Origin of the sequence: Paenibacillus sp., from assembly GCF_035645235.1 — a bacterium.
Lineage (GTDB): Bacteria > Bacillota > Bacilli > Paenibacillales > YIM-B00363 > Paenibacillus_AE.
Genome location: NZ_DASQMZ010000156.1, coordinates 1 through 15558, shown reverse-complemented (window position 1 = coordinate 15558; position 15558 = coordinate 1). Strand labels below are relative to the sequence as shown.

18 protein-coding genes are annotated in these 15558 nt (G+C 58.0%); all 18 read left to right on the top strand.

The annotated features are described in order from the left end of the window. Positions 1–14: 14 nt before the first annotated feature. Complete coding sequence (locus VEZ38_RS15455; protein WP_324894954.1) at positions 15–461, top strand: flagellar hook capping FlgD N-terminal domain-containing protein; 447 nt, start codon at positions 15–17, stop codon at positions 459–461. Next, entirely contained in the window at positions 458–841 is a 384-nt protein-coding gene (locus VEZ38_RS15450) for a TIGR02530 family flagellar biosynthesis protein (protein WP_324894952.1), read from the top strand. Before VEZ38_RS15455 ends, VEZ38_RS15450 begins: the two co-directional genes overlap by 4 nt. A gap of 78 nt (positions 842–919) precedes the next feature. Beyond that, entirely contained in the window at positions 920–1738 is an 819-nt protein-coding gene (gene flgG / locus VEZ38_RS15445) for a flagellar basal body rod protein FlgG (RefSeq protein WP_324894950.1), read from the top strand. A gap of 79 nt (positions 1739–1817) precedes the next feature. Continuing rightward, positions 1818–2039: a flagellar FlbD family protein gene (locus tag VEZ38_RS15440; protein ID WP_324894948.1), complete on the top strand. Its 222-nt coding sequence runs from the start codon at positions 1818–1820 to the stop codon at positions 2037–2039. 9 nt (positions 2040–2048) lie between these two features. Beyond that, the gene (locus tag VEZ38_RS15435; RefSeq protein ID WP_324894994.1) at positions 2049–2519 is read left to right on the top strand and encodes a flagellar basal body-associated FliL family protein; all 471 of its coding nucleotides are present in this window, start codon (positions 2049–2051) and stop codon (positions 2517–2519) included. A 60-nt stretch (positions 2520–2579) separates the two neighbouring features. Beyond that, entirely contained in the window at positions 2580–3578 is a 999-nt protein-coding gene (gene fliM / locus VEZ38_RS15430) for a flagellar motor switch protein FliM (RefSeq protein ID WP_324894946.1), read from the top strand. After that, positions 3568–4875: a flagellar motor switch phosphatase FliY gene (fliY, locus tag VEZ38_RS15425; RefSeq protein ID WP_324894945.1), complete on the top strand. Its 1308-nt coding sequence runs from the start codon at positions 3568–3570 to the stop codon at positions 4873–4875. The genes fliM and fliY overlap by 11 nt, the downstream gene beginning before the upstream one ends. Before the next feature lie 94 nt (positions 4876–4969). Then, complete coding sequence (locus VEZ38_RS15420) at positions 4970–5332, top strand: response regulator (protein ID WP_324894943.1); 363 nt, start codon at positions 4970–4972, stop codon at positions 5330–5332. Between the two features lie 2 nt (positions 5333–5334). Then, the gene (locus VEZ38_RS15415) at positions 5335–5898 is read left to right on the top strand and encodes a flagellar biosynthetic protein FliO (protein WP_324894941.1); all 564 of its coding nucleotides are present in this window, start codon (positions 5335–5337) and stop codon (positions 5896–5898) included. Beyond that, the gene (gene fliP / locus VEZ38_RS15410; RefSeq protein WP_324894940.1) at positions 5895–6665 is read left to right on the top strand and encodes a flagellar type III secretion system pore protein FliP; all 771 of its coding nucleotides are present in this window, start codon (positions 5895–5897) and stop codon (positions 6663–6665) included. The genes VEZ38_RS15415 and fliP overlap by 4 nt, the downstream gene beginning before the upstream one ends. Positions 6666–6685: 20 nt before the next feature. Then, positions 6686–6955, top strand: coding sequence for a flagellar biosynthesis protein FliQ (fliQ, locus tag VEZ38_RS15405; RefSeq protein WP_324894939.1), 270 nt, complete (start codon positions 6686–6688; stop codon positions 6953–6955). A 6-nt stretch (positions 6956–6961) separates the two neighbouring features. Further along, positions 6962–7747 carry a flagellar biosynthetic protein FliR gene (gene fliR / locus VEZ38_RS15400; protein ID WP_324894938.1) on the top strand — a complete coding sequence of 262 codons (786 nt, stop codon included), beginning with the start codon at positions 6962–6964 and terminating at the stop codon, positions 7745–7747. Between the two features lie 24 nt (positions 7748–7771). Beyond that, positions 7772–8881 carry a flagellar biosynthesis protein FlhB gene (gene flhB, locus VEZ38_RS15395; protein WP_324894936.1) on the top strand — a complete coding sequence of 370 codons (1110 nt, stop codon included), beginning with the start codon at positions 7772–7774 and terminating at the stop codon, positions 8879–8881. Between the two features lie 36 nt (positions 8882–8917). Next, positions 8918–10951 (top strand): flagellar biosynthesis protein FlhA, encoded by a 2034-nt coding sequence (gene flhA, locus VEZ38_RS15390; protein WP_324894934.1) that lies wholly within the window; start codon positions 8918–8920, stop codon positions 10949–10951. Beyond that, positions 10948–12249 carry a flagellar biosynthesis protein FlhF gene (gene flhF / locus VEZ38_RS15385; RefSeq protein WP_324894932.1) on the top strand — a complete coding sequence of 434 codons (1302 nt, stop codon included), beginning with the start codon at positions 10948–10950 and terminating at the stop codon, positions 12247–12249. The genes flhA and flhF overlap by 4 nt, the downstream gene beginning before the upstream one ends. Next, positions 12242–13147, top strand: coding sequence for a MinD/ParA family protein (locus VEZ38_RS15380; protein WP_324894930.1), 906 nt, complete (start codon positions 12242–12244; stop codon positions 13145–13147). Before flhF ends, VEZ38_RS15380 begins: the two co-directional genes overlap by 8 nt. 38 nt (positions 13148–13185) lie before the next feature. Beyond that, a complete protein-coding gene (locus VEZ38_RS15375) occupies positions 13186–14553 on the top strand; it encodes a chemotaxis response regulator protein-glutamate methylesterase (protein WP_324894928.1) in 1368 nt (455 codons plus the stop codon). Between the two features lie 2 nt (positions 14554–14555). Continuing rightward, positions 14556–15558, top strand: a 1003-nt coding sequence (locus VEZ38_RS15370; protein ID WP_324894926.1) for an Hpt domain-containing protein, incomplete at its 3' end; no start/stop codon positions are given.

The following is a 15558-nucleotide window of genomic DNA, read 5'->3' as shown; positions in this document are numbered from 1 at the left end:
CAGGAGGTGAACGAATGGCAGGCGCTGTACAATGGCCTTATTATTCCAGCGGCAATGTCGCGAAAGCCGCATCGAACGAGCAAAACGGCAGCGTAATGGGCAAGGATCAATTTCTTAAAATTTTAATTACGCAATTGCAAAATCAAGACCCGGCGGCGCCGATGCAGGACCGCGAGTTTATCGCGCAGATGGCGCAATTTTCGTCGCTGGAGCAGATGATGAACATGACGAAGGAAATTCATGGACTTCGTCAATCGCTCGGCATCGCTTCCGGCATGATCGGCCTCGAGGTGAGCTGGCTTACCTACGACGAGAACGGAGAGGCGGTCGGGGAAGGCAGCGGCATCGTGGATGCGATCGTCATCAAGGACGATAAGCAATATGCCGAAATCGACGGGGAGCAAATCGACATCGACGATATTTTCGCGATGAAGACGAGGTCGCCGGAGGAGTCGACATGAGCGAACGGCAGACGATCGGTCAGATGTTTCCGAATCGCGTAGGCTTCGTTCCGCCGAAGCCGATGCCGGCCAAGACGCCGTCGACGGCGAACGGCGCGGCGTTCCGCGACGTGCTGGACGGACAACTCGTCAAATTCAGCCATCATGCGGAGCAACGGCTCGCGCAGCGAGGCATCCGGCTGGAAGCGGAGCAGCTCCATCGTCTCGGCGGAGCGATCGACAAAGCGGCGGCGAAGGGCGCGAAAGATTCTCTCGTCTTGTTTCAAGATTTGGCGTTCATCGTCAACGTGAAAAATCGGACCGTCGTTACGGCGATGGACGGCGCCTCGATGAACGATCATGTTTTTACGCAGATCGATAGCACGATTGTAGTGAAATAGGGCTGGCCCGAACGGAGGCCCTCCGTTACGCGGACCGAACGAAGCGTAACGATCCATACCATTAGCGGAGGTTAGTCCATGTTAAGATCGTTGTATTCCGGGATTTCCGGCATGCGCGGCTTCCAGACGAAGCTAGACGTGATCGGCAATAATATCGCGAACGTCAACACGGTCGGCTTTAAGTCCGGACGCGTCATGTTCAAGGACATTTTGAGCCAGACGATTTCCGGTATTACGGCGCCGGAAGAGGGCGAACGCGGCGGCATTAACGCGAAGCAGATCGGGCTCGGCGTGACGCTCGGATCGATCGACACGGTTCATACGCCGGGCAGCGCGATGACGACTAACGTCGTCACCGACCTTCGGATCGACGGGGACGGTTTTTTCGCTGTATCGGCGAGCGAAGATCAAGAAATTCCATACTTAACGCGCGCGGGCAACTTTACGCTCGACGGAAATCGTCAGCTCGTTACCGGAGACGGAATGTTCGTCCAAGCGGCTGGCGGCGGCAATATCGTGTTGGACGAAGAGGTGACGGCGTTCTCGATCGCGCAGGACGGCTCCATCATCGCGGTCAACGCGGACGGGACGAGCGAGCCGACGGGCATTCAGATCGGCGTCGTGAAGGTCGCCAATCCGGCCGCGCTCGAGAAGATCGGCGGAAATATGTACCGCTTCAACGCGAACGCGCATCCGGAGGATCTCGAGGTTGCGACGGCGATGGATGCGGAGCTCGGCACCGGCGCCATCATTTCCGGGCAATTGGAGATGTCAAACGTCGATTTGACGAACGAGTTCTCCGAAATGATTGTGGCGCAGCGCGGTTTCCAAGCGAATTCTCGGATCATTACGACCTCCGACGAGGTGCTGCAAGAAGTCGTCAACCTGAAGCGATAAGAGCAGGCTAACTTTTCCGTAACGGCCGGGGATGCGAATCCCCGGCTCAGGACGGAGCGGCGCAAAGGAGGAATGGTTTATGATCACCGTGACCCGCTTGAACGGAACGCGCGTGACCGTAAACGCTCTATTTATAGAGACGGTGGAAGAAACTCCGGATACGATCATTACGCTAACGACAGGCAAGAAAATCGTGGTCACGGAAAAAACGACGGAGCTGGTGGAGCTCGCCCAGGAATATTTCAAGGGCATCGGCATCGTACGGCCGACCGTCGAGCTACTGCAATCGGAGGGGTCGTAAGTGAAAAAAATGCTGCCATGGATTATCGTTGTCCTGCTCGCCGTTACGATTATCGTCGGCGCGGCTTTCGTGCTTTGGAACAGCTTCATGAAGGAATCGACGCCGTCGAATCCAAGAGAAGCCGCTCGGGCGGAAGCGGGCCAAGTGGAGACCGAGTATATCAGCGCGGAAAAGCGGGCGGAGATGACGGTCGCGATCGACGACATCATCACGAATTTGTCCGATCCGACCTACTTCGTAAACGCAAGTTTTACGTTTGAGCTGGACAACACGAAAGCGAAACACGAGTTCGAATTGCTGACCTACAAGATGAAGGACGTCATCAACACGACGTTAACCGACATGACGCCGGAGGAAGCGCGAGGGAGCGCAGGCATCGACGCGATCAGCTCTACGCTGTTAAACCGGACCAACGAGCTGCTCCATGAAGGCAAAGTCAGACATGTGTACATTACGAAGTTTATCGTCACCGAGCAATAATTACGGATCTGCCGACACGTTGCAACGACTTGATATTGCACAGTAAAGAGGGTGAACCCCATGGTGGACGTACTTTCGCAGAACGAGATAGACGCGTTACTAGCCGCGCTGTCCTCCGGCGAAATGGACGCCGAAGAGCTTAAAAAAGAAGAAACCCAGAAAAAAGTGCGCTCTTACGACTTCAAGCGAGCCGTCCGGTTTTCGAAGGATCATATCCGAAGCCTCACGCGGATCCACGAAAACTTCGCCCGGTTCCTGACGACGTACTTCTCGGCGCAGCTACGGACGTTCGTGCAGATCAACGTCGTTCAAGTGGAGCAGCTCCCGTACGACGAATTCATTCGCTCCATCCCGAAGATGACGATTTTGAACATCTTCGAAGCGGAGCCGCTCGAGGGCCGCATGGTGCTCGAGGTGCATCCGAACGTTGCGTACGCGATGCTGGATCGCCTGCTGGGAGGCACCGGCACGTCGCCGTCGAAAATTACGACGCTGACGGAAATCGAAACGATCGTCATGGAACGCATTTTTAGCAAAGCGTTCGACAGTCTCCAAGAGGCTTGGAAGACGGTCATCGATATCAATCCAAGGCTGGAAGCGCTCGAGACGAATCCGCAGTTCATGCAAATCGTCTCCCCGAACGAAACGATCGCGTTGATCTCTCTAAGCACGAAGATCGGCGATACGACCGGGATGATTAACTTATGTATTCCGCACGTCGTGCTCGAGCCGATTATGCCAAGGTTATCTGTGAATAATTTGTTCTTCTCTCCTAAGAAAACAAGGGCCCCGGAAGAGATGGAAGTGCTGCAGGAGAGGCTTCAACGGGCGACGCTGCCCATTATCGCGGAGCTCGGCTCCTCGACCATCACGATCCGGGAGTTTCTCAGTTTGGCTGCGGGCGATGTCATCTCGCTGACGACGTCGGTGGACGACCCGCTGGACATCAAAGTCGGCAACCGCTCGAAATATATCGGCACGCCAGGCGTGGTGAAAGGCAAATTGGCCGTGCAAATTACGGACATTGTGACTGAAGGAGTAGAAGAGCATGACGAATAAAGATTATTTATCGCAAGAGGAGATCGACGCATTGCTGCGGCAATCGTCCGACTCGCAAGACGACGATCTATTCGGCGGGGGAGAGTCGTCGACGGGACGCGCCGGACTATCGATCGACGATTATTTAACGCCGCTCGAGCAAGACGCTCTCGGCGAAATCGGGAACATTACGTTCGGCAGCGCGGCGACGGCGCTCTCGACGCTGCTTGGACGCAAAGTCGACATCACGACGCCGAAGGTGTCGGTCATTGGCAGAGACGAAATCGCCGGTACGTTCCCGAATCCGCATGTGGCGGTTCACGTCAATTACGTCGACGGCTTCCACGGCATTAACCTGCTCGTAATCAAGACGAGGGACGCGCAAGTGATCGCGGATTTGATGTTAGGCGGCACGGGGCATCCGGCGGAAACGGAGCTAAACGAAATTCATGTGAGCGCGGTACAGGAAGCCATGAATCAGATGATGGGGTCCTCCGCCACGTCGATGTCGACCATTTTCAACCGATTCGTCAATATTTCGCCCCCAGGCATCGATGTGCTCGATTTCAGCGAGGGCGAAGGCGACCGGCTGCTCACGGAGGATGCCTTCATCCAAATTTCGTTCCGGCTGACGATCGGAGATCTTATCGATTCGAACATCATGCAATTGCTACCGGTTTGGTTCGCGAAGGACATGGTATCGATCTTGATGGGCGGGTCGCCGGCGGGCGAGCCCGCCGCCGCCGCCGCGCCGCCGCCGAAACCGCCCGCGACTGCGCCGTCCTTCGCTGCGTCAGCGCCGTCCTCGCCTGCCGGGGCGCCGCAAATGCCGCCGCCTGCGCCGCCGCAGCCGCCTTATCCGGAGCCGCAACAGCCTTATTACGGAGGGGGTTACCCGCCGCCGCCTTACCCGCAGCACCCGTACGCGCCGCCTTATGCGCCGCCCTACGGCGCGTCGCCGATGCCGCAGCCGGGGTTTTCGCCGCCGCCGCCGAACCGCAATGTGCAGGCCGCGCAGTTTTCCGACCTGACCGGGTACGGAGCCGGCAACGTCGATAACACGAACCTGAATTTGCTTCTGGACATCCCCCTTAAAGTTACGGTTGAATTAGGGAGAACCCAAAAGCAAATCAAAGACATTCTTGAACTGTCCCAAGGCTCGATTGTCGAACTGGATAAACTGGCGGGCGAGCCGGTCGACATCTTGGTGAACAACAAGTTGATCGCCAAGGGCGAGGTCGTCGTTATCGACGAGAACTTCGGCGTCCGCGTCACCGACATCGTCAGCCCGTGGGACCGGATCCAGAAGCTTCAGTAACGCGGAAAGCGGCAAAGTAAAGAGCAATTCGGCAATTCGTACTCTACGTACTTCTATATGATACCCAAACCAACGATCGAAAGGATTGTATCGAATGGCGAACCGGATTTTAGTAGTGGACGATGCAGCATTCATGCGGATGATGATCAAGGACATCTTGACGAAGAACGGCTACGAGGTCGTCGGGGAAGCGAGCGACGGCGCGCAAGCGATCGAAAAATTCAAGGAGTCCGCGCCGGATCTTATTACGATGGACATTACGATGCCGGAGATGGACGGGATTACCGCGCTCAAAGAAATTAAAAAGATCGACCCTTCCGCGAAGGTCATTATGTGCTCCGCGATGGGCCAGCAAGCGATGGTAATCGATGCGATTCAGGCGGGCGCGAAGGATTTTATCGTCAAGCCGTTCCAAGCCGATCGGGTTATCGAAGCGATAAAGAAGACGTTGGGCTAACTATGTCTCCTTACTTGATCAATACGTTCGGCAATTCGCTCGATGCGCCTTCGGCGTCGGCGCCGGCTGATTTCTCCACGGGCGATTTCTACGGAAACTTCATTCAAGTCATCGTCGTCCTGGTCATCGTCATCGGACTGATCGTCGTATTGATCCGGTTTTTGGCCTCCAGAACCAAGCGATGGTCAGGGGAACGGGCGTTGCAAGTGCATGCCGGCGTACCGCTCGGGCAAAACAAATCGCTGCAGGTGATCGAAATCGGCGACGCCGTGTATATCGTCGGCGTCGGGGAAGACATTACGCTCCTTGACAAAATCGACGATCCGGAGCGCGTCGAGGCGCTCATCGCTTCTTTGGAGGCAAAGCCGGCGCCTGCGGCGGGGACGGCGGTCGCGGCGGTGGCCTCTGTTATTCGCGCCCTGCGCAATCGAAGCAAGCCGTCGGCGGAGGTCGAACCGCAGTGGCAGTCGACCGAAGCGTTCCGCGATTTGCTTTCCCAGAAGCTAAAGACGGGCGGCGCCCGAAAAGAAGCTATGAAAACATGGATGGAGGAAGAGGAGCGATGAAACGTTGGCTGACGGCGCTGTTCGTCGTCGGGTGGCTGAGCGCGACGGTGTGGTTCCTGCCGGCCGAGATTGCGCAGGCGGCCGAATCGCCGATTCCGGGGATCGACCTGTCGATCGGCACGTCCGACGAGCCTTCGGACGTCTCGTCGACGCTAAGTATCGTCTTACTGTTGACGGTACTCAGTTTGGCTCCGGCAATACTCATCCTCATGACGAGCTTTACCCGCATCGTGATCGTCCTTGGATTCGTGAGAACGTCGCTGGCGACGAATCAAATGCCGCCGAATCAGGTGCTGATCGGGCTCGCATTGTTTCTTACCTTCTTCGTCATGGCGCCGACGATCGGCGAAATCAACGAAACGGCCCTGCAGCCTTATCTGCAGGGGCAGCTGACGCAGACGGAGGCGTTGCAGCAAGCGTCGTTGCCCCTAAAGAAATTTATGGCGAGCCAGACGAGAGAAAAGGATTTGCTGCTCTTCCTTGACTACGGCAATATGCCGAGGCCGACTTCCTACGAAGATATTCCATTGACCGCGCTCGTTCCCGCGTTTGCGATCAGCGAGCTGAAAACCGCGTTTCAAATGGGTTTTATGATTTTCGTTCCGTTCCTCGTCATCGACATGGTCGTAGCCAGTACGTTGATGGCCATGGGGATGATGATGCTGCCGCCGGTCATGATTTCATTGCCCTTTAAGATTTTATTATTCGTATTGGTCGACGGCTGGTATTTGGTCGTCAAGTCGCTGCTGCTTAGTTTTAACACTTGACGGACGGAGGGGTGAGACGCATGCGCTCGGATACGGTCATCCGGATCGCCGGTGAAGCGATCTATACGACGCTTATGGCATCCGGACCGATGATGATATTGGCGCTCGTCGTCGGCCTCGCGATTAGTATTTTTCAAGCGACGACGCAAATCCAGGAGCAGACGCTGGCGTTCGTGCCGAAGATCGTCATCGTTCTTGTCGCCATTCTTTTCTTCGGGCCATGGATATTGTCCAAGCTGGTCGATTTTACCTTCCATCTTTTGGACAACCTCCATAACTTTATCGGGTAGCGAAGTATGGATCTCGTACTTGCGTATTATCCGAACCTATTGCTTATATTTTGCCGAATGACCGGTTTTTTTATCACGGCGCCCGTGTTCTCCACCCGGAATAACGTGCCGCCTCCGTTTCGGATCGGCATATCCGTATTCGCGGCGCTGCTGGTGTTTTTCGCCTCCGGTACCGAACGGGCGATCCCGATCGATCAAGAATACGCCTATTACATTATTCGCGAATCGTTGATCGGCGTATTGCTAGGCTTTATCGCGTATTTGTTTTTTACGGTCGTCCAGATCGCCGGTTCGTTCATCGATATGCAGATGGGCTTCGGCATCGCGAACGTCATCGATCCGATGACCGGCGCGCAAAGTCCCGTTTTCGGAAGTTTTAAATACATGATCGCCATGCTGCTGTTTTTGACGCTGGACGGACATCATTATTTGCTGCTCGGCATCATGGACAGCTACCAGGTCATACCGCTCGACAATACGTTCTTCGCCGCGGTCGCGGCGGGGCCGCCGGTGGAATTGCTGACGCGGAGCGTGTCTACGGCATTCACATTATCGTTCCAAATGGCCGCGCCGATCGTCGCCACGATGTTCCTCGTCGACGTCGCGCTCGGTATCTTAGCGAAAACCGCGCCGCAGTTCAATGTGTTCGTCGTCGGGATGCCTTTGAAAATCTTAGTCGGTCTTGGCGTAATGCTTTTGCTGATTCCCGGGTTTGCCTTTTTGTTTCAAAACTTATTCGCAACGATGTTCGAGAATATGAACGAGATGATGCGGGCGCTGCGCACCGCCTAACGCCGAAGCAAGGGAGGTTACTCCATGGCACGCAAGCTGCGTCTCACGCTGAATTTGCAGTTGTTCGCGCAGGAGAAAACCGAACCGGCGACCCCGAAGAAACGCCAGGAGTCCAGGCGCAAAGGGCAAGTCGCCAAAAGCATAGAGCTGCCCGGCGCGTTGATCATGTTAGGGGCTTTCGGCTTGCTGGCCATGTACGGAGCAACGATGGGGGACGGCATCGCCTCGATCTTTACCGCGGGTCTGACGCAATATTTGCTTTGGGAAGTGACCGACAAGAACGTCATCGCGATGTTTACGCAAATCCTCCGCGACGGACTGTTCATCCTCTTGCCTGTCTTCGCAATCGGTGTCGGCATGGCCTTGTTGGCTTCTTACGCACAGGTCGGCGTGTTGTTTACGGGCGAGACGCTGAAGTTAAAAATTGAAAAGCTCAATCCGATTCAAGGCGTGAAGCAAATTTTCTCCATGCGCTCGTTCGTGGAGTTTTTGAAGTCGATGCTGAAGGTGCTCATTCTCGGCATGATCACCTTTACAATCATTTGGGGCGAAAAGGCAACGCTTCTGACGATGGCTTCGCTACCCCTCGAATCGGTATTACAATACATGGCTTCGCTCACGATTCGGCTCGGACTGTTCTCGGGCGGCGCGTTGTTTATTCTTGCCTTGTTCGATTATGCATATCAAAAATGGGAGCACGAAAAAAATCTGCGTATGTCCAAACAAGACATCAAGGACGAGTATAAGAAAGCCGAAGGCGACCCGCTCATCAAGTCGAAAATTCGCGAGAAGCAGCGGCGGATGGCCATGCAGCGGATGATGCAGGAAGTGCCGAAAGCGGACGTCGTCATTACGAACCCGACGCACTTCGCGGTGGCCGTCAAATACGACGGGGCCGAGATGGATGCGCCTCGCGTCATCGCCAAGGGCGCCGATTACGTCGCGCTGCGCATTCGCCAAGCGGCGTCCGAGCACGGCGTTCCGTTGATGGAAAACAAGCCGCTTGCCAGGGCGCTGTACGCGCAAGTAGAAATCGGCGAATCGATTCCGCAGGATTTGTTCCAAGCCGTCGCGGAAGTGTTGGCATTCGTTTATAAAGCGAAGGCGAAATTGCCTGCAGCCCGAAGAAGGTAAAAGAAACAAGGTCTCTAGGGAGAGGAGGGGAACGCGGTGAAGATTAAAGATTTAGCGGTGTTAGGCGGCATTATCGGGATCGTCATGATGATGATCGTGCCGATCAACGTTCATCTGTTGGATTTTATGCTAATCATTAATATCTCGTTGGCGCTGACGATGCTGCTCGTCGCGATGAATACGAAAGAAGCGCTGCAATTTTCGATCTTCCCCTCGCTCCTCCTCATTACGACCTTGTTCCGGCTGGCGTTGAACGTATCGACCACGCGGAATATCCTGGCGAACGCGCATGCCGGGAAGGTGGTCGAGACGTTCGGCTCGTTCGTCGCGCAAGGCAATATCGCGGTCGGCTTTATCGTCTTCCTCATTCTGGTCATCGTACAGTTTATCGTCATTACGAAAGGCTCGGAGCGCGTCGCCGAAGTCGGCGCCCGATTCACGCTCGACGCGATGCCCGGGAAACAGATGAGCATCGACGCCGACTTGAACTCCGGCCTCATTAACGAACAGCAAGCGCGGGAGCGCCGGAAAAAAATCGAATCGGAAGCCGACTTCCACGGCGCGATGGACGGCGCGATGAAGTTCGTGAAGGGCGACGCCATCGCATCCATCATTATCCTCGTGATCAACTTGATCGGCGGCATCATTATCGGCATGACGATGAAGGGCTTCGAGTTCGGTCAAGCGGTCGAGCTGTATTCGATCATGACGATCGGCGACGGACTCGTCAGCCAAATACCCGCGCTCCTCATCTCGACGGCGGCCGGCTTGATCGTGACCCGCGCCGCGTCGGAAGGCAACCTGGCGCAGGATATCATGCAGCAGATGTCGTTGTTTCCGAAGCTGCTTTACGTCGTCGGCGCCACGATCGCGCTGCTCGGCATCTTTACGCCGATCGGGCCGGTGCTGACGATACCCGTCGGCGGCGTGCTGGCGTTCGCCGCGTACCGAATGGACGGCGCCGTGAAGAAGCGGGAAGCGGAGGAGGAGCAGCTGGTCGAAGAGAAGCAAATCGAAGAAGTCCGCAGCCCCGAGAGCGTCGTCAACCTGCTGCAGGTCGATCCGATCGAGTTCGAATTCGGCTACGGCTTAATTCCGCTCGCGGACCAGCAGCAGGGCGGCGACTTGCTCGACCGTATCATTATGATTCGCCGCCAATGCGCGCTCGAGCTCGGTTTGGTCGTCCCGGTCATTCGGATTCGCGACAACATCCAGCTTCGCCCGAACGAATACATCATCAAGATCAAAGGGAATATGGTCGCGAAGGGAGAACTGCTCCTCAACCATTACTTGGCCATGAGCCCTGGCATCGACGACGACAGCGTCACCGGAATCGAGACGACGGAACCGGCGTTCGGCCTTCCCGCGTTATGGATCGACGAGGCGACGAAGGACCGCGCCGAAATTTCGGGATATACCGTCGTCGATCCGCCGTCGGTCGTCGCGACGCATTTAACCGAAATTATTAAGAGGCATGCGCACGAGCTGATCGGGCGGCAAGAAACGAAAGCGCTCGTCGAGCATGCGAAAGAGTCGTATCCGGCGCTGGTCGAGGAACTCATCCCGAACATTATGTCGGTCGGGGATGTGCAGAAGGTGCTGGCCAAGCTGTTGAAGGAGAAGGTATCGATTCGGGACCTCGTGACCATCTTCGAGACGTTGGCGGACTACGGCACTTATACGAAAGACCCCGACATCTTAACGGAATACGTAAGACAAAGCCTGTCCCGGCAAATTACGCAACAATACGCTCCCGGCAACGACACGTTGCGAGTCGTTACGGTCGGGCCGTCGCTCGAGCGGAAAATCGCGGAAGCGGTGCAGCAATCCGATCATGGCAGCTACTTGGCTATGGATCCCGCAAGCTCGCAAACCGTCGTACAGAAAATTACGGAGCAAGCGGCGAAACTGGTTCAATCCGGAGGCACGCCGATCGTGTTGACGTCGCCTACGATTCGAATGTATTTAAAGCAGTTGCTGGAGCGGGCTATGCAGGACGTTACGGTGCTTTCCTACAACGAGCTTGAACCGAATGTCGAAGTTCAAAGCATAGGGGTGGTGAACGTATGAAGGTGAAAAAGTATATCGTCGACTCGATGCCGGACGCGCTTCAGAAAATTCGATCCGAGCTCGGGAAGGACGCCGTAATCATTAATACGAAGGAAATTCGAGTGGGCGGGTTCCTCGGCATGTTCACGAAGAAGAAAGTCGAGGTCGTCGCCGCGACCGATTCGAATCCGGATTCGGCGGCGCCGACGCCTCGCGTCGGCGCGGCCTCCCCGGGAGCGGCCGCAGCCTCGCGAACGTCCGGGGCGACGGCGTCCCCGAGACGAACCCCAGCCGCGGCGCCGAGCGCCCGTCAGGCGGGGTTGCCGGGCGCCGTCGCTCCGACGGTGCCCCTCCCGCCGAAATCGATGGCGGCGGAGCCGCTCGCGGCGCCGGCCGCGGCGGTGGCCGCCCCGAGCGCGCCGAGCCGGGACGACGCTCTGCTGCAGGAGATGAAGCAGATGCGGGAGATGATGCAGCGACTGTCCAGCGCGCAACCGGGCAACGCCGCCTTGCCGTCGCTGCCGTCCGCGTTCGAACGCATTCGAACGAGGCTCGTCGAGCAAGACGTGCAGCCCGAGCTGGCGACGATGCTCGTCGAAGAGGCGCTCGCTCGGTTCGAGGGACGTCCGCCGGGCGACATCGAAGCCAAGGACGCATCCGACGCCGTAAAAGCCCGGATCGTGGAGCTGTTGACGCAGCGCCCGATCGAGCTGATTCGGCAGGATGCGCGGCTCGTTCACTTCGTCGGTCCGACGGGCGTCGGCAAGACGACGACGATTGCCAAGCTGGCAGCCGAGCAATCGTTGAAATACCGGAAGGCGATCGGGCTGATCACCTCGGATACGTATCGGATCGCCGCGATCGAACAGCTGCGGACGTACGCTTCGATCTTGAACGTTCCGCTCGAGGTCGTGTTTTCCTCGATCGACTTGCACAAGGCGCTGGAGAAAATGCAGGACCGCGACATGATTCTCATGGATACCGCCGGACGCAATTTCCGCAACGAGATGGCGGTTTCGGAGCTGCAATCGCTCCTGCGGACGGAGGAGCGGAAGGACACGTTCTTGGTCTTAAGCCTTAGCATGAAATACAGCGACATGAAAGCCGTAACCGAAAACTTCTACCGCTTCGGCGTCGAAAAGGTGCTGTTTACGAAAGCGGACGAGACGGCTACATTCGGTTCGGTCGTCAACTTGCTGCATGATTATCGGTTGTCTTTGTCATACGTAACGGACGGGCAAAACGTGCCCGACGACATCAATATCGCGGACGCGGGGAACATGGCAGACGAATTAGTAGGTGAGCCTCATGATGAATGACCAAGCGGAAGCATTGCGCAATCTCGTACGGCAAGACGAAGGGGCGCCCTTGTTTCGCGCCGAACCGGCGGAGACGCGTCCGACGCGGATTCTTACGATTACCAGCGGCAAGGGCGGCGTCGGAAAATCGAATTTTACGCTGAACTTCGCCCTGCAGCTGCAATCGCAAGGCTATAAAGTGCTAGTATTCGATGCGGATATCGGGATGGCGAACATCGACGTCTTGATGGGCGCATCGCCGAAATATAACTTATATCATTTGTTGAAGCGCGAAAAATCGATCGAGGAGATCATCTACCGGGGCCATAACGATTTGCAATTTATCGCCGGCGGCTCGGGGTTCAACGACCTGCTGTCGTTGACGAAGGAAGAGCTGGAATACTTCACCGAGCAAGTGTTGTCCCTGAGCGGCTCGCTCGATTTCATCTTATTCGACACCGGCGCGGGGCTTACGAAAGAGTCGATGACGTTCATTACGGCCGCGGAGCAGACGATCGTCGTGACGACGCCGGAACCGACGTCGATTACCGACGCGTACGCGATCATTAAGATGGTGCACTCTCAGGAGCCGGGCATCCGCTTCCAACTCGTCGTCAACCGAGTGACCGACCGCAAGGAAGGCCAACAAACGGCGGACAAAATTCGGATGGTTTCGAATCAATTTCTCCAACTGGACATCCCGACGCTGGGATATATTCCCGATGACGCGAACGTCTCTAAGGCGGTAAAGCGGCAGGTGCCGTTCTCGGTGCTGTATCCCGATTCGGCCGCCACCCGCGAGCTGAAGGAGCTGGTGCGCCGGTTCGAGCAATCGCAGCCGGCGGCGGCGCCGACCGAAGCCGAGGAGGGCGGCGGCGTCAAGCGGTTTCTGTCTCGCATGCTGAAATTTATGAAGTAAGTGTTGTCCACAACCCCTAAGCGGAAGGAGGAGCGCCTATGCCTGCGCCTTATCGCATCTTGGTCGTCGACGATTCCGCCTTCATGCGCAAGGTCGTCTCCGATATCGTGAACGGCGACGAGTCGTTGACCGTTGTAGAGACGGCCTGCAACGGCGTCGAAGCGATCGAAGCGGCCAAGCGGCTGCGCCCGGATGCCGTCACGATGGACGTCGAGATGCCGGTCATGACGGGACTCGAAGCGCTCCCGACGCTGCTGAAGGAGGCGCCGACCCCGGTCATCATGCTCAGCAGCTCGACGGTGGAGGGCGCGGCGGCGACGATTCGCGCGTTGGAGTTGGGCGCCTTCGACTTCGTGGCGAAGCCCTCGGGGCCGCATTCGTCGGATCTCGGTCAGCTCCGGGATGCGCTGCTGGCGACGCTGCGCGCGGCCGTGCTGGACCGGAAGGAAGAGACGATGGGGCGTTTGCAGCCAACCCCGCCCCCCCCTCCCCCGCATGCCGCTGGAGACGATAAAGCCCCGGGGCGCCAAGAGGCGGCTCATCGACAGGACGGTCCGGGGCCTCAGGAGCCGCCGGTGCCGCGGCCGAAGCCGCCGGCTCGCCCGGCGTCGTCGGCGCCGGGGACGGCCGCGAAACCGCCGCCTCCGGCGGCGCGGGCGCCTTCGCGTTCGCCGCTCACCGGTTCGTCGGGCGCTACGGCGAAGCCGTTATCGCCGTCGGCATCTGGAACGCCGGACCGAAGGGCGTCGCCGCGGGCCGCTCCTTCCGAGGCCGGGCCGCCGCCGGCCAAGACGGGCGTCCCGGCGTCGAAGCGGCATTGGCGCAGCCTCGTGGCGATCGGTACGTCGACGGGCGGTCCTCGGGCGCTGCAGCATGTATTGTCCCGGCTGCCAGAAAACTTTCCCGCGCCGGTGCTCGTCGTGCAGCATATGCCGCCGGGCTTTACGAAATCGTTGGCGCAGCGGCTCAACACGCTGTGCGCCATCGAAGTAACGGAAGCGGAGGACGGGATGGAGCCGTCCCCGGGGGTTGCCTATATCGCCCCAGGCGGCTTACATATGACGCTTCGGAAAGAAGCCGGAACGTATCGGCTTCGCTTGTCCGACGAACCGCCGATGAGCGGACATCGGCCTTCGGTGGACATGCTGTTCGGGTCGCTCGTCGACCTGCCCGAGCTCGATCGCACCGCGGTGCTGATGACCGGCATGGGCAGCGACGGGGCGAAGGGGATGAAGCGGTTGTACGATCAAGGCGTGCGCCGGACGATCGCGGAGGACGCGACGAGCTGCATCGTGTACGGGATGCCGCGGGCGGCCGTCGAGCTCGGGTGCGTCGCGAAGACGATGCCGCTGGACGCCATCGCGGCGCAGATCGCGAAAGAAGTATTACAGGCCGAGGAGGTGTAGTGATGGACACGAATCAGTACTTATCCATGTTTATTGATGAATCCAGGGAACACCTGCAAGCGATGAACGACAATATGCTTGCGCTCGAGAACGCGCCGGACGATATCGGCATCGTTCAAAACATGTTCCGCTCGGCCCATACGCTCAAGGGGATGTCGGCGACGATGGGGTACGAGGATATCGCGTCGCTCACGCACGAGATGGAGAACGTGCTCGATCTCGTGCGCAACGGGAAGCTGCGGATGGAGGACTATACGTTCGAGACGATCTTCCAAAGTCTCGACGCGCTCGAGGCGATGGTCGCCGACATCGTCGAGGGGGGCACCGGAAAATCGGATGTCACGCCGATCGTCGCGAATTTGAAAGCCATCGTCGACGGCACGTACGCGACAGGTGCGCGCGGATCCGCGGCCGGCGCCTCGTCCTCGGCCCCGCAGGAGAAGGCTTCGTCGGGAACGGGAGGCGGCATCCGCGAGCTGCTTGACGATTATCAAGCCTCGGTGCTGCAGCAATCGCTCGAAGGCGGCCATCGCGCCTACTGGATCGACGTCGCCATTCGCAAGGATTGTGTCCTCAAAGCAGTAAGAGCGTACATGGTGTTCGACGCGCTGAACCGGTTCGGCGACGTCGTCAAGTCGGTCCCGCCGGCCGACGAAATCGAGGCCGATAAATTCGACTTCGCGTTCACCGTCGTGCTCCTGAGCACTTCGAACGGCGCCGACATCGAAGCGGCGATCAAGAACGTATCCGAGATCGAAAGCGCGACCGTACGCCAGATCCTAGCGTCCGACCTCGCAGCGAAAACGTCCGCTTCGGCCGGGTCCGAGGCGGCCGCCGCATCGGCGGTCGCAAGCGCGCCTGCGGCGCCGGCCGCCCCGGTCGCCAAGCCGCCTGCAACCGATGCCGGCGGTCCATCGAAGGCTGCGCCGGCCGCGAAGACCGCACCGGCGACGACTCGGACGATCCGGGTCGATATCGAGAAGCTGGACACGCTGATGAATTTGT

What these genes read in the sequence shown, in the direction of transcription:
- VEZ38_RS15455 (WP_324894954.1), top strand. Translation starts at nt 15, where the DNA reads ATGGCAGGCGCTGTACAATGGCCTTATTATTCCAGCGGCAATGTCGCG.
- VEZ38_RS15450 (WP_324894952.1), top strand. Translation starts at nt 458, where the DNA reads ATGAGCGAACGGCAGACGATCGGTCAGATGTTTCCGAATCGCGTAGGC.
- flgG (WP_324894950.1), top strand. Translation starts at nt 920, where the DNA reads ATGTTAAGATCGTTGTATTCCGGGATTTCCGGCATGCGCGGCTTCCAG.
- VEZ38_RS15440 (WP_324894948.1), top strand. Translation starts at nt 1,818, where the DNA reads ATGATCACCGTGACCCGCTTGAACGGAACGCGCGTGACCGTAAACGCT.
- VEZ38_RS15435 (WP_324894994.1), top strand. Translation starts at nt 2,049, where the DNA reads ATGCTGCCATGGATTATCGTTGTCCTGCTCGCCGTTACGATTATCGTC.
- fliM (WP_324894946.1), top strand. Translation starts at nt 2,580, where the DNA reads ATGGTGGACGTACTTTCGCAGAACGAGATAGACGCGTTACTAGCCGCG.
- fliY (WP_324894945.1), top strand. Translation starts at nt 3,568, where the DNA reads ATGACGAATAAAGATTATTTATCGCAAGAGGAGATCGACGCATTGCTG.
- VEZ38_RS15420 (WP_324894943.1), top strand. Translation starts at nt 4,970, where the DNA reads ATGGCGAACCGGATTTTAGTAGTGGACGATGCAGCATTCATGCGGATG.
- VEZ38_RS15415 (WP_324894941.1), top strand. Translation starts at nt 5,335, where the DNA reads ATGTCTCCTTACTTGATCAATACGTTCGGCAATTCGCTCGATGCGCCT.
- fliP (WP_324894940.1), top strand. Translation starts at nt 5,895, where the DNA reads ATGAAACGTTGGCTGACGGCGCTGTTCGTCGTCGGGTGGCTGAGCGCG.
- fliQ (WP_324894939.1), top strand. Translation starts at nt 6,686, where the DNA reads ATGCGCTCGGATACGGTCATCCGGATCGCCGGTGAAGCGATCTATACG.
- fliR (WP_324894938.1), top strand. Translation starts at nt 6,962, where the DNA reads ATGGATCTCGTACTTGCGTATTATCCGAACCTATTGCTTATATTTTGC.
- flhB (WP_324894936.1), top strand. Translation starts at nt 7,772, where the DNA reads ATGGCACGCAAGCTGCGTCTCACGCTGAATTTGCAGTTGTTCGCGCAG.
- flhF (WP_324894932.1), top strand. Translation starts at nt 10,948, where the DNA reads ATGAAGGTGAAAAAGTATATCGTCGACTCGATGCCGGACGCGCTTCAG.
- VEZ38_RS15380 (WP_324894930.1), top strand. Translation starts at nt 12,242, where the DNA reads ATGAATGACCAAGCGGAAGCATTGCGCAATCTCGTACGGCAAGACGAA.
- VEZ38_RS15375 (WP_324894928.1), top strand. Translation starts at nt 13,186, where the DNA reads ATGCCTGCGCCTTATCGCATCTTGGTCGTCGACGATTCCGCCTTCATG.